The following is a 26,719-nucleotide window of genomic DNA, read 5'->3' as shown; positions in this document are numbered from 1 at the left end:
CGAGCATTTCGGCGATGACGGCCACCGGGAGCGGTTCGGCGACCGCCGTGAGCAGGTCGCCGCCGCCATCGGCCACCAGAGCGGAGACGAGTTCGCCCGCCAACTTCTCTACGTAGGGCTGGAGTTGGCGCACGGTGCCCGGGGTGAACGCCTTCGACACCAGGCGGCGGATGCGGGTGTGGTCCGGAGGCTCCAGGTCGAGCATGCCGTGGTCGTTGAGGGTGTGGAACGGCTCGTGCTCGGGCGGTGGGGCCGTGCGGCCGAACTCCTCGTGGGCGTACCGGTGTTGGTAGGTGCGGCCGAGGCGGCGGTCGCGCAGCAGCGCCGAGACGTCGGCGTGGTGCGGGATCAGGTACTGCTTCGAGGGCTCGAACCAGTGCACCCGGCCGGCCTCGCGCAGGTCCGCGTAGGCGGGATACGGGTCGGCGACGAAGGCCGGGGACCACGGGGCGAACTTCTCCACGAACGCGTCCATGCCCGGACGCTAACCCCGCTCACCCCGGCGTGACCAGACGTGCCTCGTACGCGAACACCGCCGCCTGCGTCCGGTCACGCAGCCCCAGCTTCACCAGGATCCGGCTCACATGCGTCTTGATCGTCGACTCGGCGACCACGAGCCGCTCGGCGATCTCGATGTTCGACAGACCCTGCGCGATCAGGACGAGCACCTCCGTCTCGCGCTCGGTCAGCTCCCCGAACGCGCCCGCCTGCCGACCCGCCGTGATGCCCGGCGTCTCGGACAACTTGGCGAACTCGGTGATCAGGCGGCGGGTCACGGTCGGCGCGAGGAGGGCCTCGCCGCTCGCCACCACCCGTACGCCGTCGGCGAGTTCGCGCGCGGAGGCGTCCTTGAGGAGGAAGCCGGAGGCCCCGGCCCGCAGCGCCTGGTACACGTACTCGTCCAGGTCGAAGGTGGTCAGGACGAGCACCTTCGTGCCCTCGTCCGCCGCGACGATCTCGCGGGTCGCCTCGATGCCGTTCAGCTCCGGCATCCGGATGTCCATCAGGACGACGTCGGGGTGGAGCTCGCGGACCTTGGCGATCGCCTCCACGCCGTTGACCGCCTCGCCGACGACCTCGAAGTCCGGCATGGCGTTCAGGAGAACCGAGAAGCCCTCGCGGACCATCATCTGGTCGTCGGCGACCAGCACCCTGATCACGCCTCGTCCTCCGTCCCGGTGGCCGCGGCGCGGGCGACGGGGAGGAAGACCGCCACCTCGTACCCGCCGTCGGCCGTCCCGTCCGCCGTCATCTCGCCGTCGAGCATGGAGACACGTTCGCGCATCCCGGTGAGACCGTGGCCCGCGCCGGTGACGGAGGGCGGGCGAAGCCCTCGTTCAGGGGTGGTGGCCGGGCGGCGGGCGGGATTGACCAACCCGGTCGACGGACCGTTGACGATCCTGAGGCCGAGGCCCCCGAGGACGTACGCCACCTCGACCGCGGCCTGCGAGCCCGGGGCGTGCCGCAGCGCGTTGCTCAACGCCTCCTGCACGATCCGGTACGCCGACAGCTCGACGCCCTGCGGGAGTTCACGGGCCGCGCCCGTCACCGTCCGCGTCACGGTCAGGCCCGCCTCCCGCACGTTCTCCAGGAGCCTGTCCAGGTCGGCGAGGGTGGGCTGCGGGGCGTCGGGCGCCTCGTAGTCCGCGGCCCGTACGACACCGAGGACGCGGCGCAGCTCGGTGAGGGCCGACACCGCGTTCTCCCGGATCGTGACGAACGCCTGCTCCAGCTCGGGCGGCGGGTTCTCGACCCGGTAGGGCGCGGCCTCCGCCTGGATGGCGACGACCGACATGTGGTGCGCCACCACGTCGTGCAGCTCGCGCGCGATGTTCGTGCGCTCCTCCAGGAGCGTGCGCCGGTCCCGCTCGACGGCGGTGACCGTACGCTCCTGGACGACCTGGAGGCGCGCGGTGCGGTTGACGTGGACGAGCGCGACGATCCCGACCCCGATGCCGGACAGCACCATCATCGGGACGGCGATGCCGGAGTTCACGTCGCCGAAGACCGCCGCGGAGAGCAGCGAGTACAGCGTGGACAGGACCCACATCCAGGCTGCCGTACGCGGTCGGGTGCGCGCCGCGACCACCATCATCACGACCGTGTGGCCCATGATGCTGCCGCCCGACCACGGGTAGAGGCCGTCGCCCGTCGCCCACACCAGGAGCGGGGCGGCCGCCAGCGAGAGCCACCAGGCGAGGATCGGGCGGAGCAGGGTGAGCGCCACCGGGACCGACGCCATCAGCCCGGCGACGAGGGCGAAGAAGCTGTCGTCGAGGGCGCCGTAGCTCGCCATGCCCGTGATCAGCGTGAGCCCGGCAAGGCCGAGCACGACGGCGTGCGGCAGGAGCCCCAGGTGCCTACGGAAGCGCTCGGGGAACTGCCGGGCCCACGGCCCGTCCGTGCCCACCCGGGGCAGCGGCCGGTAGGTGAGCACCCCCCGGAACAGGTCCTCGCGCAGCCCCCGCAGCGCCGACTTGGCGAGATTTATCTCAGGGCTGTGCTCGCGCGGGCCCTGCATGGTGGTCGTGTCGGTCATGGCACTCACGGTAGGTCGCGGCAACGCCGGCCCGCGTCCGTACGGAGGAGGGTTCGGGGGCGTCCGTCCCAAGGACTAGTAGTCCCCGGGGCCGTGGTCACCAGGCGAGTTGGGCGATCTCCTCCGCGACCACCGCGCAGGCGTCCGCCGCCGGGTCGATCGGCGGGAAGTGGCCGACCCCCTCCAGGAACGTGGCGCCCACGACCTCGCCGGCCTTCGCCGCCGCGTCCGCGTACGCCTCGGCCAGCTCGAACGGCACGGTGGTGTCCGAACGCCCCTGGACCACGGTCGTCGCGACGCCGGTCGGCAGCAGTTCCACGGGGTCCGCGTACGGACGGCGCTCGTCGAACAACTGCCGCACACCGCCCAGGAGTTGGACGCACGCACCGTCGCAGACGCCCAGTTCCTCGGCGAGCACGAAGCCCACGAGCGGGGCGATGGCGACGACGCCGCGCAGCGCCGCGGAGTTCGGGGTGCGCCAGGGCGCGCCCTCCGGCAGCACGTGCCGGGCGCCCGCCCACAGTGCGAGCTGACCGCCCGCCGAGTGGCCGGTGACGATGGTGCGGCGCGGGTCCGCCGACGGCAGGTGTTCGGCGGCGAGCGCGGGCATCGCGTCGAGCGCGGTCGCCACGTCGTCGAAGGTCTCCGGCCAGCGCCCGGCGACGGGGCCCTCGGCGCCCTGATGCGGCACCGTGCTCCCCCGCCGGTACTCGACGTTGGCCACGGCGAACCCGCGCCGTGCGAGGAAGTCGCAGAACGGGGTCAGGTACTGCCGGTCGTACGGCGCCCGCCACGCACCGCCGTGCAGGACCACGACGAGCGGGGCCGCGGTCGCGCCGTCTCTCGGGGCGTAGAAGTCGACGATCTGATCCGGGTGATCGCCGTACGCGGCGCTGACGTCCGGCGGCACGGCAGGATGCGAGAAGGCCGACGCCTCCTCCGCCTCCTCGCGGGCGGCGCCGGACTGGTCGGGGTCTGGCATGCTCCAACCTCTCGACATCGTGCGGAACTTGACGGATACGCGAACGACCCGGCGGGCAGCCGATGATTCACGGTATGCGGACGCTACCAGGCCCGTGACGTGCGTCAACACGTACAGTGACCGCACAAACGGTTCCTTCGTACCGTTACCCTGTCGGTCATGACCGGTAACCCGACCGAAGCGCACGAACCCGGCACGCTCCGTCCCGGCGGGCGCACGGCCCGTGTCCGCGCGGCGGTGCTCGACGCGGCGGGCGACGTCCTCGCCGAGCACGGCTTCGACCGGCTCGACCTGGGTGACATCGCACGGCGCGCGGACGTCGGCAAGACGACCGTGTACCGGCGGTGGGGCTCGCCCACGGGACTCGTCGCCGACCTCCTCGACCAGATGGCCCAGGAGTCGCTGCCGCGCACCGAGACGGGCAGCCTGCACGGCGACCTGACCGCCAACGCACGCCTCGTGCAACGTACGTTGGCGGATCCCCGGCAGGGTCGGCTGTTCCACGCGGTGATCGCGGCGGCCGCCTGTGACCCGCGCACGGCGTCGGCGCTCGCCCGCTTCTACGAGGTCCGGGTGGCGGAGTGGGCGCCGTGCGTTCAACACGCCGTGGAGCGGGGTGAGTTGCCGCGGGGCACGGATCCGTCGGAGGTCGTCCGGGCGGTGTCCGCGCCGCTGTACTACCGGCTGTTGACGACCGGCGTCGCGCCCTGCGTCGCCGACGCGGAGCGGGCGGTCTCCGCCGTGGTGGCGGCGGCGGGCGCGGGGGCGTACGCATCAAGCCCCTGCGGCGATTGAGCAGCGGGGTCCGGGGCGGAGCCCCGGGCGTAGGACCGGTCGCCCGTCCTCCGGCCTCGGGGCGCTGCCCCGGACCCCGCGCCTCAATCGCCGGCGGGGCTTGAATTGCTCAGGTCAGCGTCTGCGCGGCTGCCTCTGAGGAGTCCTTCAGGAACTGCGTGCAGCGTTCGTACTCCGCCTGCTCACCAATCGTCCCCGCGGCCCGCGCGAGGGCATGCAGCGCCCGCAGGAAGCCACGGTTGGGCTCGTGCTCCCACGGCACCGGGCCGTGCCCCTTCCAGCCGGCACGGCGCAGCGAGTCGAGGCCGCGGTGGTAGCCGGTGCGGGCGTAGGCGTACGACTCGACGACGCTGCCGCGCTCGAACGCGTCGTCGGCGAGCTGCGCCCAGGCGAGCGAGGAGGTCGGGTACTTCGCGGCGACGTCCGCGGGAGCCGTGCCGGACGCGAGCAGCTCGCGCGGCTCCGGGTCGTCCGGGAGCTCGGTCGGGGGCGGACCGCCGAGGAGGTTCTCGTGAAGGTTCATGGGGTCAAGTGTGCCGCGCCCACGCCGTTGCCCGTCGAGCGCCCTCGTGACATGCCACGGGCCCGGCTCCCGCAAGGGGGAGGCCGGGCCCGTGAGCGTCAGGACTACTTGATGCGCGTACCCGTCGAGCGCAGGTTCTCGCAGGCCTGGACGATGCGGGCGGTCATGCTCGCCTCGGCCTTCTTGCCCCACACGCGCGGGTCGTACGTCTTCTTGTTGCCGACCTCGCCGTCGACCTTCAGGACGCCGTCGTAGTTCTCGAACATGTGGCCCGCGATGGGCCGCGTGAAGGCGTACTGGGTGTCGGTGTCGAGGTTCATCTTCACGACGCCGTTCTCGAGCGCGGTGGTGATCTCCTCGACCGTGGAGCCGGAGCCGCCGTGGAAGACGAAGTCGAACGGCTTCGAGCCGGCCGGCTGACCGTACTTCGCGGCGACGCCCTCGTTCAGGTCCTTGAGGAGGTCGGGGCGGAGCACGACGTTGCCCGGCTTGTACACGCCGTGCACGTTGCCGAAGGACGCGGCCAGCAGGTAGCGGCCCTTCTCGCCCAGGCCCAGGGCCTCGGCGGTGCGCAGTGCATCGTCGACCGTGGTGTAGAGGTTGTCGTTGATCTCGTGCGAGACGCCGTCCTCCTCACCACCGGTCGGGGTGATCTCGATCTCGAGGATGATGTTCGCGGCCTTGGCCTTGGCGAGCAGCTCCTGGGCGATCTCCAGGTTGACCTTGAGCGTCTCGGCCGAGCCGTCCCACATGTGCGACTGGAACAGCGGCAGGCCGCCGGCCTCGACGCGCTTGGCGGAGATGTCGAGCAGCGGGCGTACGTAGCCGTCCAGCTTGCCCTTGGGGCAGTGGTCGGTGTGCAGCGCGATCTTGTTGCCGTAGCGCGCGGCCGCGACGTGCGCGAACTCGGCGAGCGCCTCGGCGCCGACGACCATGTCCTTCACGCCCTGGCCCGAGAGGTACTCGGCGCCACCGGTGGAGATCTGGATGATGCCGTCGGACTCGGCCTCGGCGAAGCCCTGCAGCGCCGCGTTCAGCGTCTGCGTCGACGAGACGTTGATGGCCGGGTAGGCGAACTTCCCCGCCTTGGCCCGGTCGAGCATCTCGTTGTACTGGTCCGGGGTTGCGATGGCCATCTGCCGTCTCCTCGTAAAGCGCGGGTTGCGGGGGCTCGGGTTGTCGTTCCGTCGTTCGCGGCGACCCTCACCAAGCGTCAAGGGGTGACATCATCGTCGACCCCATCCTTCCAGACTCGGCCGAATGCTCCAGCCCGAAGTTTCTGCGGGGCTCGGTCCGAAGATTCTGCGGGGCTCAGTCCGAGACTCTGCGGGGCTCAGTCCGAGACTCTGCGGGCTCAGTCCAGGCCGAGCTCGTCCTTCGAGAACGCGAAGAGGTACGGCACCCCGGCGCCCTCGGTGATCTTCTCGGCGGCGCCGGTGGCCCGGTCCACGATGGTCGCGACGCCGACCACCTCGGCCCCTGCCTCGCGCACCGCCTGGACGGCCTCCAGCGGCGAGCCGCCGGTCGTGGACGTGTCCTCGACGACGAGCACGCGACGGCCCTTGATCTCCGGGCCCTCCACGCGCTTCTGCATGCCGTGCGCCTTGGCGGCCTTGCGGACGACGAACGCGTCGAGGCGCTGCCCGCGGGCGGCGGAGGCGTGCAGCATCGCGCCCGCGACCGGGTCGGCGCCCATGGTGAGGCCGCCGACCGCGTCGAACTCCAGGCCGGCGGTCAGGTCGAGCAGCACCTGGCCGACCAGCGGGGCGGCCTCGCCGTCGAGGGTGACGCGGCGCAGGTCGACGTAGTAGTCGGCCTCGATGCCGGAGGAGAGCGTCACCTTGCCGTGCACCACGGCCTTGTTCTTGATCTGCGTCAGCAGCGCGTCGCGCACGTCGTTCGTCGTCATGCCCATGAGCTTAAAGGGCGGGGGGAGGGCGGGTCTCAGAGGTGGCTCCAGGTCCAGGTCGTGCTCGCCTCCAGCGGCTCCACCGGGGTGACGAGGCGCGGCGCCGTGTTCAGGCCGTTCGGCGGCCCGGTCTGCGGCTCCACGCACACCGCCGCGTCCTGCTCGTCGTAGACGACGACCCACTGCTCGGGGCTCCGCACGTCGAGCTGGAGGGCGCCCGGCCAGGACAGCATGACGTCGACGCCGTCGGGCATCCCGAAGCAGTCGTCCCAGGGGCCCGGGGTCGCCTCGATGCGCTTGCCGGTCGGCAGGTGGTCCGCGCCGCGCTCCTCCTGCCAGGCCGGGTCGAAGGCGATCTGCACGCTGCTGCCGCCGTCGGTGATCGTCCGGTTGAACCAGGGGTGCCAGCCGACCTGCGCCGGGAACGAGTCGCCGTACGTCTCGATGCCGAGCGACAGGGTCAGCGAGTTCTCGGCGAGCGAGACGAGCTGTGTGACGCGTCCGCTGTACGGCCAGGGGTCGGTGAGGTCGTACGTGAAGGCCGCCTCGGTGCGGGTTTCGCGCGCGGTGGTCCACTCGGCGCCCCGGGCGAAGCCGTGGATGGCGTGCGGCGGGGAGTTCAGCGGCATCTGGTGGGTGAGGCCGCCGTTGCGGAACTGCCCGTCCCTGATGCGGCCGCACCACGGCACCATCGGGAAGCAGCCGTACTTCTCGCCCTGCCGCAGCAGTTCGGTGCCGGAGATCTTCAAGCTGCTGATACGGCAGCCGTTGCCCGGCGCCACGGTCACTTCCGCGTCGCCCGCGGTCAGCGTCGTTTCCTGTGTCGTCACGACGACTGAGCCTATGCGGGAAGGTGCTACCGGCGCCTGCGCAGGGCCCGGCCGACGACGATCGCCGAGGCGAGCGCGACGGCGGCCGCGGGGGCGGCCCAGCGCAGCGTGGCGCTGGTCGTTACGCCTTCGGGGGCGGGCACGGGGGCGTACCGCCCGCGCGGCGGCGCGTGGTCCACCTCCTCCGCGCTGCGGCCGATCATGGTGCGCCGGGCGTGCGCGGCGACCGGCTCCGCCGGGAGGTCGGACTCGGGTCCCCCGGCCGTCTCCGCCCGGAAGTCGGACTCGGGTCCCGCGGCGGGCGCGGGGTCCGCGTCGGGGTCGAGGGACGGTGGCGGGATCTCGGTGTCGAAGACGGAGGAGTGGTCGGGGGCGTGGTCTTCGGCGTGACCTCCGGAGTCGCCTTCGGAGTGGCCTTCGGTGGGCGCGAACGTCTCGCCCTCCTCACCGTTGCGGAGGTCGCCGACCGAGCTGCTGCCCGAGCCCTCGACCGTGTCGTCGACGGGTCCCGTGTCCGCGCCCGTATCCGCACCCGTATCCGCGCCCATGTCCTCGTCGGGGTCAGAGCCCGGCTCCTGGCGGGCCGCTCCGAGGTTCTCCGCGAAACGGTTCAGCAGACGGTGGGCCGCCGATGCCACGGACTCGCGCGACAGTTCCGCTACCCGGCCGTCGCCGGAGCCGGTGCCGGAGAAGGTGACCGCGGAGCCGCCGGCCGCCGCGGCGACCCGGGCGGTCAGGGCGAACTTCACGCCTCCCGTGCCGCGGGCCTCGCTGCCTTCACCCGTCACGGCGAAGGATCCGTCCGCCGACTGCGTCACGGTGACGCTGCCGCGGTACGTGATGGTGTGCCCGCCGATACGTACCTTCAGGCGGCCTCCGCCACCGGTGGCGTCGCGCTGGTAGCCGGGCAGGGCCCGGTCGACGCGTTGGGAATCGCAGAGCACCGCCCGCAGGGACTCCGCCGGAACCGGAACGAACACCTCATGCTCCATGCCGCCGAGCCTAGCGACTCCGTCGGAACCGTGAACCCTCTTCGCCACCGCGGGTCCGAGTTTCCGGCCCCACCGACGGCTCCGCCGCCCCTACGGCCCGGGCCCCCCGCGGGTCCGAGTTCCCGGCTCCGCCGACCCCCACCCCGGATCAGACGCCCACCCGGGCCCACGCCTCGGGGCTCCGCCCCGGACCCCGCTGGCTCTCGTTCGAACGGCGGGGCTTGATGTGCCCACCGTCTCGGGCGGTCTGCGCCGCCCACCCGTGACGGACGCCGCCCGCCACCCGCTTTGGGCAATCCGCCGCCCGCCCAGGCGTGCCCCGCCGACCGCCTTGAGCGGCAGGGTCGGCGAGGCGACCCCGGGGCCGGGCAACAGGCACCGACACGGAGGGCTGCAGCCCCGGGAGGGGGCGGGTGGGTGGGAGACGAGCGAGGCCGGACGACGCCGAAGACACCGGCTCCCGGCGCTTGCACCGGCGGCGCAGCGCAACAGGCACCACCACGGGGGCCCAAGCCCCCGGAGAGGGCGGGAGGGCGGGAGATGGGCGAAGCCCGGCGCAGCCGAGGGCCGGACAACGCCGAAGACACCGCCGACACCGACCCCGACACCCAGACCCACGGCCCCGCGCAACAGGCGCCACCCCGCGAGGCCGCAGCCCCCGGAGGGGGCGGGTGGGTGGGAGATGGGCGAGGCCCGGCGCAGCCGGAAAGGGGCGGCGCCGCGAACCAGCACCACAGGCCGCGACCCCGGCACAGCCCCGCACACCGTGACCACAGGCCGCCACCCCGGCACCGCCCCAGGACACCGCCCCCGCGCAACCACCCACCGGCCCCGCCCCCACCCCACCGCCTCAGTCGCCAAAGCGTGGGTGCACCAACGTGGACGGGGCGTACCCCACCCCGGGTCGCACCAGGCGCACACCCCCCGGTGGCCCCGGCCGGGCCCAGCCCGCAAGGACCAACCCCACACCCCCGTCGCCGCGATACGCCACCACCCGCAACCCCGCGGAGCGCACCGTCGCGGTGGCCGTCCCCAGCCGCGCCGCGCCGCCCCCCACCCGCACCACCACTCGCCCACGGTCCGCGAGAACCCGCCCCACCAACCCGTAGAACTCCTGCGAGTACAGCTTCGTGCTCGCCGTGCTGCCGGGGTCGGGCAGATCGCACACCACCACGTCGTACGGCCGCCCCCGCGGAGCACTCCGCAGCCACGCGAACACGTCCCCCGTCGCCACCCGCACCCGCGGGTCCCCGAGCGCCCGCCCGTTCAGCTCCCGCAGCCCCGGGTCGGTCCGGGCCAGGCGCACCACTTCCGGGTCGGGGTCGACGACGTCCACGCGCCGCACCCCGCGGGCCCGCAGCGCCTCGCGCGCGGCCAGACCGTCGCCCCCGCCGAGGATCAGGACCCGCGCGCGGGGCCCACCGTGCAGCGCGGGGCCGACGAACTGCCGGTAGGGGCGGCCCGGTTCGCGTCCGCCGGCCCGCAGCTGCCCGTCGAGGAAGAGCGACGTGCGGCGCCGCCCACCGCCCGTGAGCACGACTTCCTGCACGCCGCTCTGCTCGGCGACCCGCACATCCGCCCCGAACAGGGCGTGCCGCGCCGCCCGTTCGAAGTCGTCGACGAGGACCCAGGACGTGGCGAGCACGCCGAGCACCGTGACGTTCGCGACGATCAGCAGCCAGCGCGCCCGCCGGCTGAGGTCCCGCCGGAACAGGCCGAGGACGAGCATCACCCCCGCCACCGCGTTGACCGCCCCGGTGAGCAGCGCCCCGGTCAACTGACCGAGCAGGGGCAGCAGCAGAAAGGGAAACGCCAGTCCGCCCACCAGCGCGCCCACATAGTCCGCCGCGAACAGGTCGGCCACGGCCCCGCTCGCGTCCTGCCGCCGGATCCGCTGGATCAGCACCATCAGGAGCGGCACTTCCGCCCCGATCAGCACCCCGATCGCGAGGGAGAAGACGACGATCAGCCAGCGAGGGCCGTCCGCCCAGGCCCCGCCCCAGTCCCCGGTCCACGCGAACACCGCGTACAGCGCCATGGCACTGCAGCCGCCGACGAGCGCGAGCAGCGCCTCGATCATCCCGAAGCCCACCGCCGCGCGCAGCCGCAGCCGCTTGGCGGCGAGCGAACCGAGGCCCATCGCGAAGACCATGACGGAGAGCACGACGGAGGCCTGGGTGACCGAGTCGCCCATCAAGTACGAGGCGAGCGCGACCAGTTCGAGTTCGTAGACGAGTCCGCAGGCCGCGCAGATGAAGACGCCGACCAGGACGAGGAAGCGGGCGGTGCCCGGCTTCACCGGGAGCGGGGACCGGACCGGGCCGCCCGGGGGCCTGGGGCTCCGGGTCGTCACGGGTGAGTACGGTTCGATCACGCCTGGAACGCTACGTCACCGCTCAACCCCGTCCAGTCACCCACACGTGTGTAACCGATGCACCGCAGGCATACCCGCGACCCGGGCGCCCACCGCGAGCCGGGCTCACGCCACTACAGGGCGGCGGCCACCGGCATCCGCGCGCCCACCCGGGTGCGGGTGGCGACCAACTGGCCGTCCTGCGGGTAGGCGTGCCAGGTGCGCCAGTGCACCTGCCCCTCGTGCCGCTGGGCGAGCATCGCGGTGAAGGCGTGCGGGCTGCCGGGAAAAACGCCCGCCAGACCGTTCGGGTGGTCGGCGACCAGTGCGAGCAATTCCTGGGCGCGGCCGGCGAATTGGCCCGCCGTCAAATGTTCGACGCGGGCCGCGAATTCGTACTCCCAGTCGCCCAGGCGTTTCGCGACGCCCAGCGGGAGCGGCGTACTGCTGCCGGGAATGCACGCCACGGTCTCCGAACAGGTGCCGTGCTCCTCCTCGAGCAGCACCTGGTGCGAGGCGCCGAGCAGCCTCAACTGGAGCCTGGCATCGTCGATGTCGAGGTCGAGCGTGGCGAGCGCGGGCAACGGCTCCCGGCCGAGGGCCCAGGCCAGATCGGCCGCGCTCGTATCGGTGTAGGCGGTGTTCAGGGTCGTGAGCATGGGTCGGCTCCGCTAACACGCAAAGGGAAGTGGGGCCGGCTGGATCAAGGGGGCCGGCTCGGGCCCACGCGAACGCGATAACTACGCAGTACGAGGGCTGTGTTGACGGTTAAAGGGAATCATGGGTGGCTACGCCGTCACAGCGTTTTTACCCAACTTCGGAGGGTTTCCATCCCCCCGAGGGGGGCACAGCTCAATTGTTCAACTTCCACGGGCCTCTTTTGCGCCCGGCGCACAACCTGCGAGGGCACACCCGGACAAGCGTGCGGCCCGCGCGGACCGACTGCCCCGTGTCAGTCGTCTCCGCGCGGGCCGCCCGCCCGGACACGGTGCGTCAGCTTCCGCCGCCGCATCCACCACCACCGCCACCTCCGCACGACGAGCCGCCCCCACCACAGGAGGAGCCACCGCCGCAGGAGGAGCCCCCGCCGCACGAGTGACCGTGATGTCCGCCGCCGGAGTCACCGGACGAGGAGCACCCGTAGCCACCGCCGCCGCTCGCGGCGCCGCCACCGGCCCACCAGCTGCTCCGGCCGGCCCGGTTCTTCTTCAGTGAGGTAGTGGACGAACGGCCGCTGCCGCCCGCCCTGGCCGTTCCGAGCACGATGGCGCCAACCAGCACCACGAAGAACACGACGAAGAACACGCTCATCACCGGCCCTCCTTTCTCTTCCCCCGAATCCCCCGGACCCCGAGTCCCCCGAGGGGCCGCCCCGTGCGGGCGTGACAGGGGGATGCCCCTGCCCGGAGCTCACCAAGCAGGAGTTGAGGAACTCCAGAGGTTCGGCGCAGGATGGCCGCCATGACCTCCAGCGCACGCCCCCTCCTCAACCGCCGCCTCGCCGAGTTCGGGACCACGATCTTCGCCGAGATGTCCGCGCTCGCCGTGCGGACCGGCGCCATCAACCTCGGCCAGGGCTTCCCCGACACCGACGGCCCCGAGGAGATCAGGGAAGCCGCGGTACGGGCGCTGCGCGCGGGGCACGGCAACCAGTACCCGCCGGGCCCCGGCATCCCCGAGCTGCGCACCGCGATCGCCGCCCACCAGCAGCGCCGCTACGGCCTGGAGTTCGACCCCGACCGCGAGGTCCTGGTCACCGCGGGCGCCACGGAGGCGATCGCCGCCTCCCTCCTCGCCCTCGTCGAACCCGGCGACGAGGTCATCGCCTTCGAGCCGTACTACGACTCGTACGCGGCGAGCATCGCCCTCGCGGGCGGCACCCGCGTCCCGGTCACTCTGCGCCCCGACGGCGACCGCTTCCGCCTCGACCTCGACGAGCTGCGCGCCGCGATCAACCCCCGCACCCGCCTCCTACTCATCAACACCCCGCACAACCCGACCGGCACCGTCCTCAGCCGCGCCGAACTGACCGCCATCGCCGAACTCGCGGTGGAGCGCGACCTGCTCGTGGTCACCGACGAGGTCTACGAACACCTCACCTACGGCGACGCCGAGCACATCCCGCTCGCCACGCTCCCCGGCATGCGCGAGCGCACGGTCACCATCGGCTCCGCCGGCAAGACGTTCTCGTTCACCGGCTGGAAGGTCGGCTGGGTGACGTCCACACCGGAGCTCGTCACGGCGGTCCGCTCGGCGAAGCAGTTCCTGACCTACGTCTCCGCGGGCCCCTTCCAGTACGCCGTCGCGGAGGCCCTCGCCCTTCCCGACACGTACTTCTCCGACTTCCGCGCCACCATGACCGCCAAGCGCGAACTGCTCGCCACCGGCCTCGAGGACGCGGGCTTCACCGTCTTCCGCCCCCAGGGCACCTACTTCATCACCACCGACATCCGCCCCCTCGGCTTCGACGACGGCTTCGCCTTCTGCCGCGCCCTCCCCGAACGCTGCGGCGTCGTCGCCGTCCCGAACGCCGTCTTCTACGACGACCGGACCGCGGGCGCCCCCTTCGTCCGCTTCGCGTTCTGCAAGCAGGATGACGTCCTGAACGAGGCCGCGGCGCGACTCAAGGCGATGTAGGACCCCCACGGACCCCCACGCGCGCCCGGCCCGAACAAGCGAGAGCCCGGCCCGCGCGCCGTCGTGGTGACGGGCGCGGGCCGGGCTCCGCGGGGCTCCCCGACTTACTCGGAGTCGCCGTCCTCCGGCTTCTCGGCGGAGTCGACCTCGGCCTCCAGGCCGAGCTGCTCCACCAGCCACCGGTCGAACTCGATCGCGGCGCGCACCCAGCTGACCGTGGACGACACGAAGTGCTCGAGCGAGACTCCGGTGCCGATCAGCATCTGCGCCTCGCCGATGAGGCGGACGGTGCCGTCGTCGTGGGTGTGGCTGTAGACCTTCGGCCACAGGGTGCGGCGGTTCCAGTCGTCGATCGACTCGAGCAGCTGGGGCTTGATCTCGATGCCGTGCGGCCGGTCGTAGAACGTCCGCACCGAGAAGACCTGCTGGTCGTCCTCGCCGCGGAACATGAAGTACGTACGGAACTCCTCCCACGGCGCCGCGAGGTCACCCTCCTCGTCGGTGACGTACTTCAGCTCCATCTGCTCCAGGAGCTGCTTGACCAGCTCCTGGTCGGGAACGACGGGACCTGCCGGCCCCGCGCCGTCCTGCGGCTCGGGCTGTCCCCCGAAATTGGGAATCGAGGTCGGGTCGATGCTCACGTGCGTGGTCCCTTCGTATGGATACCGCCATCCTCTCCCACCGGGGCCCCCCGAGGGCAAGCCCGCGCCCCTTCGCAGGGACGCGGGCGTTTCGCGGCGGCGGGACTACAGCGTCTTCCCCGTCGCCGGCCCCACGATCAGCCCGTCGCCGAACGCGTCGACGCGGACCGTGTCGCCGTCCTTCACCTCGCCGGAGAGGATCTCCTTCGCGAGGCGGTCGCCGATCGCCGTCTGGATGAGGCGGCGCAGCGGGCGGGCGCCGTAGGCCGGGTCGTTGCCCTCGTCGGCGAGCCAGGTCAGGGCCTCGTCGGAGACGTCGAGCGTGAGGCGGCGGTCGGCGAGGCGCCCCGCGAGGCGGTCCAGCTGGAGCTTCGCGATGCGCCGCAGCTCGTCCTTGTCCAGGGCCGAGAAGACCACCAGGTCGTCGAGGCGGTTGAGGAATTCGGGCTTGAAGGACGCCCGGACGACCTCCAGGACTTGTTGCTTCTTTTCCTCCGCCGATGTGAGGGGTTCGACCAAGTACTGGCTGCCCAGGTTCGACGTCAGCACGAGGATCGTGTTGCGGAAGTCGACCGTGCGGCCCTGGCCGTCGGTGAGGCGGCCGTCGTCGAGGACCTGGAGGAGGATGTCGAAGACCTCGGGGTGGGCCTTCTCGACCTCGTCCAGCAGCACCACCGAGTACGGGCGGCGGCGGACCGACTCGGTGAGCTGGCCGCCCTCCTCGTAGCCGACGTAGCCGGGCGGGGCGCCGACCAGGCGGGCGACGCTGTGCTTCTCGCCGTACTCCGACATGTCGATGCGGATCATGGCCCGCTCGTCGTCGAAGAGGAAGTCGGCGAGGGCCTTGGCGAGTTCCGTCTTGCCCACGCCCGTCGGGCCGAGGAAGAGGAAGGAGCCCGTCGGGCGGTCCGGGTCGGCGATGCCCGCGCGGGTGCGGCGGACCGCGTCGGAGACCGCGCGGACCGCTTCGGACTGGCCGATGAGACGCTTGCCGAGCTCGTCCTCCATGCGGAGCAGCTTCTGGGTCTCGCCCTCCAGGAGGCGACCTGCCGGGATGCCGGTCCAGGAGGCGACGACGTCGGCGATGTCGTCGGGGCCGACCTCGTCCTTGACCATGGTGTCCTTCGACACCTCTTCCTCGGCCTCGGAGGCTTCCTCCAAGTCCCTTTCAAGGGTGGGGATTTCGCCGTAGAGGAGCTTGCTCGCGGTGTCGAAGTCGCCGTCGCGCTGGGCGCGTTCGGCCTGGCCGCGCAGTTCGTCGAGCTTCTCCTTCAACTCACCGACCCGGTTGAGGGACTGCTTCTCCTTCTCCCAGCGGGCGGTGAGGCCGCGCAGCTCCTCCTCCTTGTCGGCGAGGTCGCGGCGGAGCTTGTCGAGGCGGTCGCGGGAGGCCGGGTCGGTCTCCTTGGCGAGGGCCATCTCCTCCATCTTCAACCGGTCGACGGCGCGCTGGAGTTCGTCGATCTCAAGGGGTGAGGAGTCGATCTCCATGCGCAGGCGCGATGCCGCCTCGTCGACGAGGTCGATGGCCTTGTCGGGCAGGAACCGGGAGGTGATGTACCGGTCGGAGAGGGCGGCCGCGGCGACGAGGGAGCTGTCGGCGATCTGGACCTTGTGGTGGGCCTCGTAGCGGCCCTTCAGACCGCGGAGGATCGCGATCGAGTCCTCGACGGACGGCTCGGCCACCAGGACCTGCTGGAATCGGCGTTCGAGCGCCGGATCCTTCTCGATGCGCTCGCGGTACTCGTCGAGCGTCGTCGCGCCGACCATCCGGAGTTCACCGCGGGCCAGCATCGGCTTGAGCATGTTGCCCGCGTCCATGGCGGAGTCGCCGCCGGCGCCCGCGCCGACGACGGTGTGCAGCTCGTCGATGAACGTGACGACCTGGCCGTCGCTCTCCTTGATCTCGGAGAGGACCGTCTTGAGGCGTTCCTCGAACTCGCCGCGGTACTTGGCGCCCGCGACCATCGCGCCGAGGTCGAGCGAGACGAGCCGCTTGTCCTTGAGGGACTCCGGTACGTCGCCCTTCACGATGCGCTGGGCGAGGCCCTCGACGACGGCGGTCTTGCCGACGCCGGGTTCGCCGATGAGCACCGGATTGTTCTTGGTACGCCGCGACAGGACCTGGACGACGCGGCGGATCTCCTGGTCGCGGCCGATGACCGGGTCGAGCTTGCCCTCGCGGGCCGCCGCCGTGAAGTCCGTACCGAACTTCTCCAGCGCCTTGTAGGACCCTTCGGGGTCGGGTGTGGTCACCCGGCGCCCTCCCCTGTTCTTGGTGAATGCCTCGACCAGCTTCTTCGCGCCGGCCCCGTTCCGTGTCAGCACGTCGGCGGCGGCTCCGCCCTTGGCCGCGATGCCGATGAGCAGGTGTTCCGTGGAGAGGTACTCGTCGCCGAGCTCCTTGGCGCGCTCGGACGCGTCGGCGATGACGGCGAGCAGTTCGCGGTTGGGCTGCGGCGGCGCGACGGTGGATCCCGTCACGCTGGGCTGTGCGGCCAGCGCCCGCTCGGCGCCCGCCCGGACCTGCGCCTGGTCGGCGTCGACCGCGGCGAGGAGGTCGGTGATGTTCTCGTTGTCCTGGCCTTCGAGCAGGGCCAGGAGGAGATGCGCCGGGGTCAGATCCGGGTGGCCCCCGGACACGGCCCGGCTGCTTGCCGCGTTGATCGCGTCGCGGCTCCGGTTCGTCAGCTCGGCGTCCACGTGCCTGTTCTCCTCCGTCTACGGCTGGGTGTCCCCTGCGGAAACTCTGACTTATCCAACGTGCACAAAGTTGAGTCTATTCCACTCAAGGCCGTCCCGGGAAAGGGCCCGGCCCCTCTGGGATAGGTTCCCGTTCATGGCCAAGCGCATCGACCTCGACGCCCCCGAATCCGCCTTCCTCAGCTTCTGGCGCGAACGGCATCTGTGCACCCTGACGACGCTGCGCGCCAATGGCACGCCCCATGTGGTCCCGGTCGGGGTGACGTACGACGCCGAGGCGCAGGTCGCCCGCGTCATCACGGGCAAGGGCACGAGGAAGGTCGCCCACGCCACGGCGGGCTCGGGGCGGGTCGCGGTGTGCCAGGTCGACGGCCGGTGGTGGGCGACGCTGGAGGGAGCGGCGACGGTGCGCACGGAGCCGGCGGAGGTCGTGGACGCGGAGCGCCGGTACGCCGAGCGCTACGGGCGGGAGCCGCGGCCGAATCCGGACCGGGTGGTCATCGAGATCGCGGTGGACCGGGCGACCGCGAATCTCCCGAAGGGCCCGTAGAACGAAGGGCCCGTAGAACGAGGGGCCCGTAGAACGACCGCAGCGGCGCCACCGTGTTTCAGGTACACGGTGACGCCGCTGCAGGGGGGAAGCACCTGCGCGATCTACAGCGACGGGGGCATCGCGTCAGGCACTGCGGGGGGTGGCTGTGGTGCTGGGGTGGTGGGACTGCGGGGCGGTGTCCGAAAGGGGGTCCGCCTCGCCGACCAGCTGATGGTCCCGCTGGTCGAGGTTCACAAAGATCATCCCGTACCGGACGACCGTACGTACCGGCTGTGGAGCGCCACGCGGTCGGCGCAGGCACCGGTAGGCCCGGATGTCGTCGCCCTCACGGACCACGATGATGGGCTCTCCGAACAGGGTGACCATGAGGGAGTCACCGGAGTTCGGAACCGCGGTCACGAGGTCGATGGTGTGCCAACCGGAGCGGTAGGCGATCGCCATCTCCCGGCGTAACGACCGGTCGTCGGGCGGGGTGATCATGCGCCTGCGTCCGTGGGCGCGGAGTTCCAGATCGCGTCACCGGGGAGTGCCTGAACGGTCGTGGGCGCGGAGTTCCAGATCGCATCCGCCTGGGCCGCGGGTGCGGTGTTCCAGATGGCGTCCATCGGTCCGATCGCGCCGAGGACCAGCCCGGCGGAGAAAGCGCCGGCAACAACGGCGCGAAGTATTCCCTTACGCATAGCGGGTCTCGTCCTCACTTCCATGGATTCTCTCCCCCGGCTCTCCATGACGATGGCTCATTCGGCCACGCAAACACCACAGGGTCGATGCATCATGTTCCTGCACGTTCAGGACCCTGGGGGGTGGAGCTATGCCAAATACCAGCTCAAATCATGCGCATCCACACGCCATGACCGAGCTGTGCGACGCCGGGAGGCACTTGTACGCGACCGCTCTGCGCTCGGGACGCATCGCACGCAGCGAAGTCTCCTCGGCTCCCTGCCTGCTGGACTTCGCTCTCCTGCATCCCGATCCCGATGACTCCGCCTGGCTCCGGCCGGTTCCGCCGACAGCGGCGCTCACGCAACGGCTGCATCCGCTCGAACGCGAGATACAGGAAAGACGGGTTCTCGCGGTCGAACTCACCGATGCCTTCGAGCCATTCCTGGCCATCAGTGCCCAGCGGCAACCGACCACCCACTCCATCACGGTGCTCGAGGGCAAGGAGCGGATCAACGCCGCCATCGAACTGGCCCTCGCCGAGTGCAAGTCCGAGATGCTCACCGTCCAGCCCGGAGGAGGCCGGGACGAGCACACGCTCACCAAGGCCCTGCAGATGGGCAGGGAGATCACCGACCGCGGCATCACGATGCGCACGCTCTACCAGCACACGGCACGGCACAGTCACGGCACCCTCGCCTACGCGGAAGCCCTGGCCCAGGGAAACGTCGACATACGCACCCTTGAAGAGCTCATCGAGCGGCTGATCATCTTCGACCGCTCGGTCGCGTTCATTCCCGCACGCGAAGACCGGCAGTCCGCCCTGGAGTTGCGCCACCCGGGCCTGGTCGAATATCTGGCCAACGTCTTCGAGCAGCTCTGGCAGCGCGGGGTCCCGCTGCTCGACGAAACCCCCTACGGACCACCGACCGACGGCATCACGGGCGTCCAGCGCTCCATAGCCAAACTCCTCATCGAAGGCCACGTAGACGAGGCGATAGCACGCCGGCTCGGTATGAACGTACGCACCTGCCGCGCCCACATCGCCAAACTCGCGGCAGCACTGGGCAGCGGCAGCCGGGCCCAACTCGGCTATCTCATCGCGCAGTCCGGAATGCTCGCGACAGACGCCCCCACACCGAGCAGAAGGTTCGAGTCGTGACCCTCAGGGTTCATTCGCACGACGTCGGCGAGGTGTGCGAGGCAGGCATGCGGCTCTACACCCGCGCCCTGCGCGAAGGCCGCGTACCGCACGCGGACTCCGAGCCGGCTCCCTGTCTCGAAGCGCACGCACTGCTCCGCCCGGACCCCGAGGACCCCGGATGGCTGCGACCGGTACCCCCCGCGATCGCGCTGCCCCGACTGTTGCGGGCCGTCGAGGAGAACATCGCCCTGCGCCGCAGCCAGGAGGCGAAGCTGGCCGAGACCTTCGCCCCGCTCATGGCCCTGGACGCCGAGCGGGCGGCCGTCCCTGACGCCCCCATGATCACCGTCCTGCTCGGCTTCCGGCGCATCAACGACGCGATCGGCGAAGCCATGTCCACCTCGTCGACCGAACTGCTCACCATCCAGCCGGGCGGCCACCGCCCGGCCCCCCTGCTCGCCTCGGCCCTGCCCAAGGAGCAGGAACTGCTGGCCCGCGGCTGTCGGATGCGGACCCTCTACCAGCACACGTCACGCCACTCGCAGGCCGTGCTCGCCCACTTCGAGCAGCTGGCCGGCAACGTCCAGGTCCGCACCCTCGACGAAGTGACCGAGCGCCTCATCATGCTGGACCGCACCGTCGCCTTCATCCCCGCGAACCAGGACCGCACGGTGGCCCTGGAGCTCCGGCACCCGGCGCTGATCTCCTACCTGGCGACCACGTTCGAGCGTCTGTGGCAGCTGGCCACGCCGATGTTCCCGCACGCGGCGGTCGAGGAGCCGGTCTCGGACGGTGTCACGACGCGCCAGCGCACCATCGCGACGCTCCTCATCGAGGGCCACACGGACGCGGTGATCGCGGAGCGGCTCGGCATGAACATCCGCACGGTCCGCGTGCACATCGCGAAGCTCGCGGCGACGCTGGGCAGCGACAGCAGGGCACAACTGGGCTATCTGATCGGGCAGTCGGGCATCCTGGAGGACGCGGACTGACCCGCCCCCGCGGCGGAGATCACTTCAACCCGGCCTCCACACAGGCCTGTTCGTACTTCGCCGTGCAGATCTGCGACAGCTTGAAGATCTTGTCCTTGACGAGGGTGCTCTTGATGTTGCCCTTGGTGAGCGCGACGACGCTGACGCTCGCCGTCCTGATCTGCTTGGTCGTCGGGCTGTCGGTGCGGTCCATCGCCAGCGCCTCGAACTCGATGTCGCGCCCCTGCGAGATCCGCACGGCCATCTCGGCGGCGGTCTGCGCCTCGTCCGGGTACGGCTTGTAGACGCTCATGTACTGCTCGCCGTCCAGGATCCGCTGCACGGCGGCGAGTTCGGCGTCCTGCCCGGTGATCGGCGGCATCTCGCGGACGCCGGCCTCCTTCAGGGCGGCGATCACGCCTTCGGTCATCCCGTCGTTGGCGACGTACACGCCCGCGATGTCGTCCGCACCGAGCGCGTTGATGGCCTGCTCCATGTTGGCCTTGGCGTTGGACGCCTTCCAGCCCGCGGTGTCGTACGACTTCGCGACGGTCACGGCGTTGCCCAGCTCGGCGCGGGCGGCGCTCTTGAACTGCGCGGCGTTGGGGTCGTCGGGCGAGCCGTTGATCATCACGACCTTGTCGCGCTTGGTGGCCTTGGCCCCGCCGAGCGCGGAGACCAGCGCCTTCCCCTGGGTCTGGCCGACGAGCTCGTTGTCGAAGCCGACGTAGGCGTCCACGGGCCCCTGGGCGAGCCGGTCGTACGCGATGACGTGGATGCCCGCGTCCTTGGCCTTGCGCACGGCCGGGGCGATGTTCTCGGCGTCCACGGCGTCGACGACGATCGTGTCGACCTTGGCGTCGATCATCTGCTGCAGCTGCTTGCGCTGGAGGGCGGCGTTCTGCTTGGCATTGGCGTAGACCAGCTGCCCCTTGCCGCCGGTCAGCTTCGCCACCTGACGCTGGAAGATGGGGTGGTCGAACTTCTCGTAGCGCGTGGCCCCCTTCTCCGGGAGAAGCAGGCCGATCTTGACGTCGTTCCCCTTGGTGACGGACGCGCTGGGCTCGTTGTCGCCGCCCGGCAGCACGCCGCCACAGGCCGAGAGCGAGACGACCAGGACGGATGCGGCGCCGGCCATGGCGGCGCAACGCATACGCGTGTTCATGTGCGGATACCTCCCTGACGTGGCCGCAACGGTGCGGCCGAGGTGGCTCGAAGCCAACTCGCCCGCCCGGGGACCGTCAAGAGGTGAAGCCACACCGCAATGAAAACGGGTCCATTAGTTCTTCACATGAAGCCGAAGACGGCGAATACCGGACACCTCCGCGAGGCATCCACGAGCTTCACAGGAATCTCACAGCCCTTGGGTCCCTCATGCCTGCTCACGCCTCGAACTCCGTCAGGTCGATCGCGTACAGCCGGCAGCCCGCCACTTCGCCGGGCAGCGGCGCCATCCCCAGCTTGTGGAGAACCTTCTCCGAGGACGTGTCGTCCTCCGTCGTCACCGCGACGACCCGGTCGATGCCCCGGTCCTGAACGGCGAACTCCAGCGTGGCCTGCGCCGCCTCCGAGGCGTACCCCTGGCCCCAGAACACGCGGCCGAGCCGCCACTGGATCGCGATCTGTCCCGCCACCTGCCGCGGGACCTCCGGCACGTACAGGCCGACGGCGCCCACCAGTTCGCCGGAGCCGAGGAGTTCCACGGCGAAGACCCCGAAGCCCTCGTCGTCCCACTCCTCCTCCCAGCGCTCGATGTCCTCGAAGGTCCCGTCGAGGGAGCGCGGGGCCCGGTCGCCGACGCGGCGCATCACGGCGGGGTCGGCCTGGATCTCGGCGAGCGGGGCGAGGTCGTCGTCCGGCTGCCAGCGGCGCAGGAGGAGGCGGGGGGTGCGGATCTCGGTCATGACACCATCCTGCGGCATCCGAAAGGGCCCCGGAGACAACGCCTCCGGGGCCCTTCACGCATGAGTGCGGACTACTGCTCGGACGACCGCTTCGGCCGCCACACCACGAGCGCGCTCGTCTGCTGGACCTCCTGGTACGGGACCAGGTCCCGGCGATACGAGGCGTGCACCGCCGCCTCGCGCTGCTGGATCGCGGAGGCCGCGCCCTCCACCGCAGCGGAGAGCTCGGCGACACGGGACTGCAGCGCGGCGACCTGGTTCTCCAGCTCGATGATGCGCTTGATGCCTGCCAGGTTGATGCCCTCGGCCTGCGACAAGTGCTGCACCGTGCGGAGCAGGTCGATGTCGCGGGCCGAGTAGCGCCGACCGCGCCCGGCCGTGCGGTCGGGCGAGACCAGGCCGAGGCGGTCGTACTGGCGCAGGGTCTGTGGGTGCAGGCCGGACAGCTGTGCCGCCACCGAGATGACGTACACCGGCGTCTCGTCGGTCAGTGGCGGGGGGTACCCCCTGGACGCAGTCCTTGGGGGAGGGTTGCTGCGCCGACGACCCCGCTGCCCGTCCATCACACTCACGCTCCCTTCGCGGCCTTGAACAGTTCTGCCCGCACGTCGATGTCCTCAGTCGCCTTGCGGTACGACTCGAGGGCGCTGCGGGCGTCCTCCGAAAGGTCCTTGGGGACGTCCACCTCGACCGTCACCAGGAGATCGCCGCGCGTGCCGTCCTTGCGGACGGCACCCTTGCCGCGGGCCCGCATCGTCCGCCCGTTCGGCGTGCCCGTGGGCAGCTTCAGGGTGACGGCGGGACCGCCGAGCGTGGGCACCTTGACCTCGGCGCCGAGCGCCGCCTCGGTGAACGTCACCGGGACGGTGACCGTGAGGTTGTCGCCCTTGCGGCCGAAGACCGGGTGGGCGTCGACGTGCACGACGACGTACAGATCGCCCGCCGGGCCGCCCCGTTCACCGGGAGCGCCCTTGCCGCGGAGCCGGATGCGCTGGCCGTCGGAGACCCCCGCGGGGATCCTGACCTGCATGGTGCGGGAGGACTTCGCCCGCCCGCTGCCCTTGCAGACCTCGCACGGCGTCTCGGCGATCAGGCCGCGGCCCTTGCAGTCCACGCACGGGTCGGTGAGCGAGAAGCCGCCACCGCCGCCCCGCGAGACCTGTCCGGTGCCGACGCACGTCGGGCACACGCGCGGTGTGCCGTTCGCATCGCCGGTGCCGGAGCACGCCTTGCAGGGGGCCTGCGACGACATGCGCAGCGGGACCGTGGCCCCGTCCACCGCCTCGGTGAAGCTGAGCGTCACCTCGGACTCGATGTCCTGGCCCCGGCGCGGCTGCGTACGCGTACCCGCGCCCGCACCGCCCCGGTTGAACAGTCCACCGAACACATCGCCGATGCCGCCGCCGAAGCCGCCCTGACCCGCCTGGCCCTGGGCGCCGCCTCCGAAGAGGTCGCCCAGGTCGAAGTTGAACGAGCCGTTGCCGCCGGCGCCGCCGGGTCCCGGTCGGAACCCGCCGCTGCCGAACAGGGCGCGCGCCTCGTCGTACTCCTTGCGCTTCTTGGGGTCCCCGAGGATGTCGTTCGCCTCGGAGATCTCCTTGAAGCGCTCCTCCGCCTTGTCGTTGCCCTTGTTGGCGTCGGGGTGGTTCTCACGGGCGAGCTTGCGGTACGCCTTCTTGATCTCGGCGTCGGTGGCGTCCTTCGGGACGCCGAGGACCTTGTAGTAGTCCTTCTCGATGAAGTCCTTGGTGCTCATCGGCCTCGACGTCCCTCCTTACCCATGCGTGTGACGTCAGCCCTCTTCCGGGCCACCGTTGTCCTTCTCGGCATCCTTCTCGGCTGCGTCGTCCGCCTTCGCACCCGGCTGCGGCTCGGCCACGGCCACCCGCGCGGGGCGGATGGTGCGCTCGCCGATCCGGTAACCCGGCTGCAGGATCGCCACGCAGGTCGTCTCGGTGACGTCCGGCGCGTAGGAGTGCATCAGGGCCTCGTGCACGGTCGGGTCGAAGGGCTCGCCCTCCTTGCCGAACTGCTGAAGGCCCATCTTCGCGGCGACCGTCTCCGTGGATTCGGCCACCGACTTGAAGCCGCCGACGAGCTCGCCGTGCTCACGGGCACGGCCGATGTCGTCGAGAACGGGGAGCAGCTCGGTCAGGAGGTTCGCGACGGCGATCTCCTTGACCGTGACGCGGTCCCGCTCCACACGGCGCCGGTAGTTCTGGTACTCGGCCTGCAGCCGCTGGAGGTCCGCGGTGCGCTCGTTGAGCGCGGTACGCACCTGGTCCAGCTGCGCCGTCAGGGCAATGTCTGCTGCGGACTGAGCGGAAGCTGAGTCCCCGGCCGGGGCCGCCCCCTCCTCTTCGGAGGGAGCGGCCTGCGGCTCGGCGGCATCATCTGCGGCGGACGCCGCGCTGCCGGAGGGGACTTCAGGCTTCTCGTTCTCGTCGAAGCCCGGGGTCTCCTCGGTCACGCGGCACCGTCCTTGCGGTCCTTGTCCTCGTCGACGATCTCGGCGTCCACGACGTCGTCGTCGGCCTTGGCGTCACCCTGCGGGGCGTCGTCACCCTGCGGGGCCTCGGCGCCACCGGCGGCCTGGGCGTCGGCGTACATGGCCTGGCCCAGCTTCTGCGAGACGGCGGCGACCTTCTCGGTCGCGGTGCGGATCTCGGCCGAGTCCTCGCCCTTGAGCTTCTCCTTCAGCTCGGTGAGCGCCTCCTCGACCTCGGTCTTCACCTCGCCCGGGACCTTCTCCTCGTTGTCCTTGAGGAACTTCTCCGTCTGGTAGACGAGCTGCTCGCCCTGGTTGCGGGACTCGGCGGCCTCGCGGCGGGCGTGGTCCTCGTCCGCGTACTTCTCGGCCTCTTCGCGCATCCGGTTGACCTCGTCCTTCGGCAGCGAGGAGCCACCGGTGACGGTCATCTTCTGCTCCTTGCCCGTGCCGAGGTCCTTGGCCGTGACGTGCATGATGCCGTTCGCGTCGATGTCGAAGGCGACCTCGACCTGCGGGACACCACGCGGGGCCGGCGGCAGACCGGTCAGCTCGAACATCCCGAGCTTCTTGTTGTACGCCGCGATCTCGCGCTCGCCCTGGTAGACCTGGATCTGCACCGACGGCTGGTTGTCCTCGGCCGTCGTGAAGATCTCCGAACGCTTCGTCGGGATCGTCGTGTTGCGCTCGATCAGCTTGGTCATGATGCCGCCCTTGGTCTCAATACCCAGGGACAGCGGGGTGACGTCGAGGAGCAGGACGTCCTTGACCTCGCCCTTGAGGACACCGGCCTGGAGCGCGGCGCCGATGGCGACGACCTCGTCCGGGTTGACGCCCTTGTTGGCCTCGTTGCCCGCGGTCAGTTCCTTGACCAGCTCGGCGACGGCCGGCATACGGGTCGAACCACCGACGAGAACGACGTGGTCGATCTCCGACAGGTTGATGCCCGCGTCCTTGATGACGTTGTGGAACGGCGTCTTGCAGCGCTCCAGAAGGTCGGACGTGAGCTGCTGGAACTGGGCGCGCGTGAGCTTCTCGTCCAGGTGCAGCGGGCCCTCGGCGGACGCCGTGATGTACGGCAGGTTGATCGTGGTCTCCGTGGAGGAGGACAGCTCGATCTTCGCCTTCTCGGCGGCCTCGCGCAGGCGCTGAAGCGCCATCTTGTCCTTGCCCAGGTCCACGCCGTGGCCGTTGTTGAACTGCTTGACCAGGTAGTCGACGACGCGCTGGTCCCAGTCGTCACCGCCGAGCTGGTTGTCGCCGTTCGTGGCCTTCACCTCGACGACGCCGTCGCCGATCTCCAGGAGCGAGACGTCGAAGGTGCCGCCACCGAGGTCGAAGACCAGGATGGTCTGGTCGTCCTTGTCCAGGCCGTAGGCCAGGGCCGCGGACGTCGGCTCGTTGACGATACGCAGGACGTTCATGCCCGCGATCTCGCCGGCTTCCTTCGTCGCCTGCCGCTCGGAGTCGTTGAAGTAGGCCGGGACGGTGATGACCGCGTCCGTGACCTTCTCGCCGAGGTAGGACTCCGCGTCGCGCTTCAGCTTCTGCAGGATGAACGCGCTCATCTGCTGCGGGTTGAAGTCCTTGCCGTCCAGGTCGATCTTCCAGTCAGTGCCCATGTGGCGCTTGACCGAGCGGACCGTCCGGTCCACGTTCGTGACCGCCTGGCGCTTCGCGACCTCGCCGACCAGCACTTCGCCGTTCTTCGCGAAAGCGACGACGGACGGCGTGGTCCTGGCGCCCTCGGCGTTCGCGATGACGGTGGGCTCACCGCCCTCCAGAACGCTGACGACGGAGTTAGTCGTGCCCAGGTCGATGCCGACCGCACGTGCCATTTCGATTCCTCCAGCTACCTACTTGAGTGGAACTGACTCAAGACTGCAACACCCTCCCCCTCCGCGTCAACAGACCTGAGTCGCAGGCACTCAACTTTTATCCTGCCTTTATCGGCATGGCGACTGAGAGGAGGCTCTGACCTGGTGCTTTACGAGTGCCATCGGCGCGCGACGGCGCGGCGACGCCGACCGTCCCCGGCCGAGCAGAGGGCCGACCGGAGCCCCCGGAGGGGGCGGGCGGTGGGAGGCGGGCGGGA

Annotated in this window: 26 protein-coding genes and 1 pseudogene; 5 read left to right on the top strand and 22 right to left on the bottom strand. The window is 70.8% G+C overall.

All coding sequences use genetic code 11. The features are described from left to right. From ACWD2L_RS08090 to ACWD2L_RS08075, 4 genes and pseudogenes are all read right to left on the bottom strand, one after another. Positions 1 to 475 (bottom strand): annotated as a pseudogene (locus tag ACWD2L_RS08090) (cytochrome P450); the annotation flags it as partial. Positions 476 to 494: 19 nt separating this feature from the next. Then, positions 495 to 1,160, bottom strand: a complete 666-nt coding sequence (locus ACWD2L_RS08085; RefSeq protein ID WP_351344036.1) for a response regulator transcription factor — start codon at positions 1,158 to 1,160, stop codon at positions 495 to 497. Then, positions 1,157 to 2,539, bottom strand: coding sequence for a sensor histidine kinase (locus tag ACWD2L_RS08080; protein WP_351344039.1), 1,383 nt, complete (start codon positions 2,537 to 2,539; stop codon positions 1,157 to 1,159). The genes ACWD2L_RS08085 and ACWD2L_RS08080 overlap by 4 nt, the downstream gene beginning before the upstream one ends. Before the next feature lie 97 nt (positions 2,540 to 2,636). Next, positions 2,637 to 3,521 carry an alpha/beta hydrolase gene (locus tag ACWD2L_RS08075; RefSeq protein ID WP_351344042.1) on the bottom strand — a complete coding sequence of 295 codons (885 nt, stop codon included), beginning with the start codon at positions 3,519 to 3,521 and terminating at the stop codon, positions 2,637 to 2,639. A 159-nt stretch (positions 3,522 to 3,680) separates the two neighbouring features. On the opposite strand from ACWD2L_RS08075, the gene ACWD2L_RS08070 reads away from it, so the two are divergent. Continuing rightward, entirely contained in the window at positions 3,681 to 4,316 is a 636-nt protein-coding gene (locus tag ACWD2L_RS08070; protein WP_451187860.1) for a TetR/AcrR family transcriptional regulator, read from the top strand. A gap of 109 nt (positions 4,317 to 4,425) precedes the next feature. Here ACWD2L_RS08070 and ACWD2L_RS08065 read toward each other — a convergent pair whose 3' ends face one another. The 8 genes from ACWD2L_RS08065 to ACWD2L_RS08030 form a co-directional block, all read right to left on the bottom strand. Next, entirely contained in the window at positions 4,426 to 4,839 is a 414-nt protein-coding gene (locus tag ACWD2L_RS08065; protein ID WP_351340108.1) for a DUF3151 domain-containing protein, read from the bottom strand. Between the two features lie 104 nt (positions 4,840 to 4,943). After that, positions 4,944 to 5,975 (bottom strand): class II fructose-bisphosphate aldolase, encoded by a 1,032-nt coding sequence (fbaA, locus tag ACWD2L_RS08060; RefSeq protein ID WP_351340111.1) that lies wholly within the window; start codon positions 5,973 to 5,975, stop codon positions 4,944 to 4,946. Positions 5,976 to 6,193: 218 nt separating this feature from the next. Continuing rightward, positions 6,194 to 6,748 (bottom strand): orotate phosphoribosyltransferase, encoded by a 555-nt coding sequence (gene pyrE, locus ACWD2L_RS08055; RefSeq protein ID WP_351340114.1) that lies wholly within the window; start codon positions 6,746 to 6,748, stop codon positions 6,194 to 6,196. 35 nt (positions 6,749 to 6,783) lie between these two features. Continuing rightward, entirely contained in the window at positions 6,784 to 7,578 is a 795-nt protein-coding gene (locus ACWD2L_RS08050; RefSeq protein WP_351340116.1) for an aldose epimerase family protein, read from the bottom strand. Positions 7,579 to 7,604: 26 nt separating this feature from the next. Further along, a complete protein-coding gene (locus ACWD2L_RS08045) occupies positions 7,605 to 8,570 on the bottom strand; it encodes an SRPBCC domain-containing protein (RefSeq protein WP_351340119.1) in 966 nt (321 codons plus the stop codon). A gap of 850 nt (positions 8,571 to 9,420) precedes the next feature. Then, a complete protein-coding gene (locus ACWD2L_RS08040) occupies positions 9,421 to 10,944 on the bottom strand; it encodes a polyamine aminopropyltransferase (protein ID WP_351340122.1) in 1,524 nt (507 codons plus the stop codon). A gap of 113 nt (positions 10,945 to 11,057) precedes the next feature. Then, entirely contained in the window at positions 11,058 to 11,582 is a 525-nt protein-coding gene (locus ACWD2L_RS08035; protein WP_351340125.1) for a DUF2617 family protein, read from the bottom strand. A gap of 334 nt (positions 11,583 to 11,916) precedes the next feature. After that, on the bottom strand, positions 11,917 to 12,234 hold the full coding sequence (locus ACWD2L_RS08030) for a hypothetical protein (RefSeq protein ID WP_351340128.1): 318 nt from the start codon (positions 12,232 to 12,234) through the stop codon (positions 11,917 to 11,919). 141 nt (positions 12,235 to 12,375) lie between these two features. Here ACWD2L_RS08030 and ACWD2L_RS08025 point away from each other — a divergent pair, with 141 nt between their 5' ends. Then, on the top strand, positions 12,376 to 13,560 hold the full coding sequence (locus ACWD2L_RS08025) for a pyridoxal phosphate-dependent aminotransferase (RefSeq protein WP_351340131.1): 1,185 nt from the start codon (positions 12,376 to 12,378) through the stop codon (positions 13,558 to 13,560). 104 nt (positions 13,561 to 13,664) lie between these two features. Here ACWD2L_RS08025 and ACWD2L_RS08020 read toward each other — a convergent pair whose 3' ends face one another. Both ACWD2L_RS08020 and clpB read right to left on the bottom strand, forming a co-directional pair. After that, on the bottom strand, positions 13,665 to 14,201 hold the full coding sequence (locus tag ACWD2L_RS08020; protein WP_351340134.1) for a YbjN domain-containing protein: 537 nt from the start codon (positions 14,199 to 14,201) through the stop codon (positions 13,665 to 13,667). Positions 14,202 to 14,306: 105 nt separating this feature from the next. Then, complete coding sequence (clpB, locus tag ACWD2L_RS08015; RefSeq protein ID WP_351340137.1) at positions 14,307 to 16,904, bottom strand: ATP-dependent chaperone ClpB; 2,598 nt, start codon at positions 16,902 to 16,904, stop codon at positions 14,307 to 14,309. A 136-nt stretch (positions 16,905 to 17,040) separates the two neighbouring features. Between clpB and ACWD2L_RS08010 the strand changes: the two genes are divergently transcribed. Next, on the top strand, positions 17,041 to 17,454 hold the full coding sequence (locus tag ACWD2L_RS08010) for a pyridoxamine 5'-phosphate oxidase family protein (protein ID WP_351340140.1): 414 nt from the start codon (positions 17,041 to 17,043) through the stop codon (positions 17,452 to 17,454). 126 nt (positions 17,455 to 17,580) lie between these two features. On the opposite strand, the gene ACWD2L_RS08005 is transcribed toward ACWD2L_RS08010, so the two are convergent. Further along, positions 17,581 to 17,937, bottom strand: a complete 357-nt coding sequence (locus tag ACWD2L_RS08005) for a hypothetical protein (protein WP_351340143.1) — start codon at positions 17,935 to 17,937, stop codon at positions 17,581 to 17,583. Beyond that, the gene (locus ACWD2L_RS08000; protein WP_351340146.1) at positions 17,934 to 18,137 is read right to left on the bottom strand and encodes a hypothetical protein; all 204 of its coding nucleotides are present in this window, start codon (positions 18,135 to 18,137) and stop codon (positions 17,934 to 17,936) included. Before ACWD2L_RS08000 ends, ACWD2L_RS08005 begins: the two co-directional genes overlap by 4 nt. Before the next feature lie 170 nt (positions 18,138 to 18,307). Between ACWD2L_RS08000 and ACWD2L_RS07995 the strand changes: the two genes are divergently transcribed. Next, entirely contained in the window at positions 18,308 to 19,279 is a 972-nt protein-coding gene (locus ACWD2L_RS07995) for a helix-turn-helix transcriptional regulator (protein WP_351340148.1), read from the top strand. Positions 19,280 to 19,326: 47 nt separating this feature from the next. Beyond that, a complete protein-coding gene (locus ACWD2L_RS07990) occupies positions 19,327 to 20,253 on the top strand; it encodes a LuxR C-terminal-related transcriptional regulator (RefSeq protein ID WP_451188165.1) in 927 nt (308 codons plus the stop codon). Between the two features lie 19 nt (positions 20,254 to 20,272). Here ACWD2L_RS07990 and ACWD2L_RS07985 read toward each other — a convergent pair whose 3' ends face one another. From ACWD2L_RS07985 to dnaK, 6 genes are all read right to left on the bottom strand, one after another. After that, on the bottom strand, positions 20,273 to 21,397 hold the full coding sequence (locus ACWD2L_RS07985; protein ID WP_351340154.1) for a sugar ABC transporter substrate-binding protein: 1,125 nt from the start codon (positions 21,395 to 21,397) through the stop codon (positions 20,273 to 20,275). 217 nt (positions 21,398 to 21,614) lie between these two features. Next, positions 21,615 to 22,136 (bottom strand): GNAT family N-acetyltransferase, encoded by a 522-nt coding sequence (locus tag ACWD2L_RS07980; RefSeq protein WP_351340156.1) that lies wholly within the window; start codon positions 22,134 to 22,136, stop codon positions 21,615 to 21,617. Positions 22,137 to 22,207: 71 nt separating this feature from the next. Further along, positions 22,208 to 22,699, bottom strand: a complete 492-nt coding sequence (locus ACWD2L_RS07975; RefSeq protein ID WP_451187849.1) for a heat shock protein transcriptional repressor HspR — start codon at positions 22,697 to 22,699, stop codon at positions 22,208 to 22,210. Positions 22,700 to 22,704: 5 nt separating this feature from the next. Next, positions 22,705 to 23,892: a molecular chaperone DnaJ gene (dnaJ, locus tag ACWD2L_RS07970; RefSeq protein WP_351340162.1), complete on the bottom strand. Its 1,188-nt coding sequence runs from the start codon at positions 23,890 to 23,892 to the stop codon at positions 22,705 to 22,707. A 36-nt stretch (positions 23,893 to 23,928) separates the two neighbouring features. Beyond that, positions 23,929 to 24,606 carry a nucleotide exchange factor GrpE gene (gene grpE / locus ACWD2L_RS07965; protein ID WP_351340165.1) on the bottom strand — a complete coding sequence of 226 codons (678 nt, stop codon included), beginning with the start codon at positions 24,604 to 24,606 and terminating at the stop codon, positions 23,929 to 23,931. Then, positions 24,603 to 26,462, bottom strand: a complete 1,860-nt coding sequence (dnaK, locus tag ACWD2L_RS07960; protein ID WP_351340168.1) for a molecular chaperone DnaK — start codon at positions 26,460 to 26,462, stop codon at positions 24,603 to 24,605. The genes grpE and dnaK overlap by 4 nt, the downstream gene beginning before the upstream one ends. Positions 26,463 to 26,719 lie beyond the last annotated feature (257 nt).

This window comes from Streptomyces sp. NPDC002754 (assembly GCF_053592315.1).
Note: the sequence above shows the minus strand (reverse complement) of the source record. Positions and strands in the feature narration are given on the sequence as shown.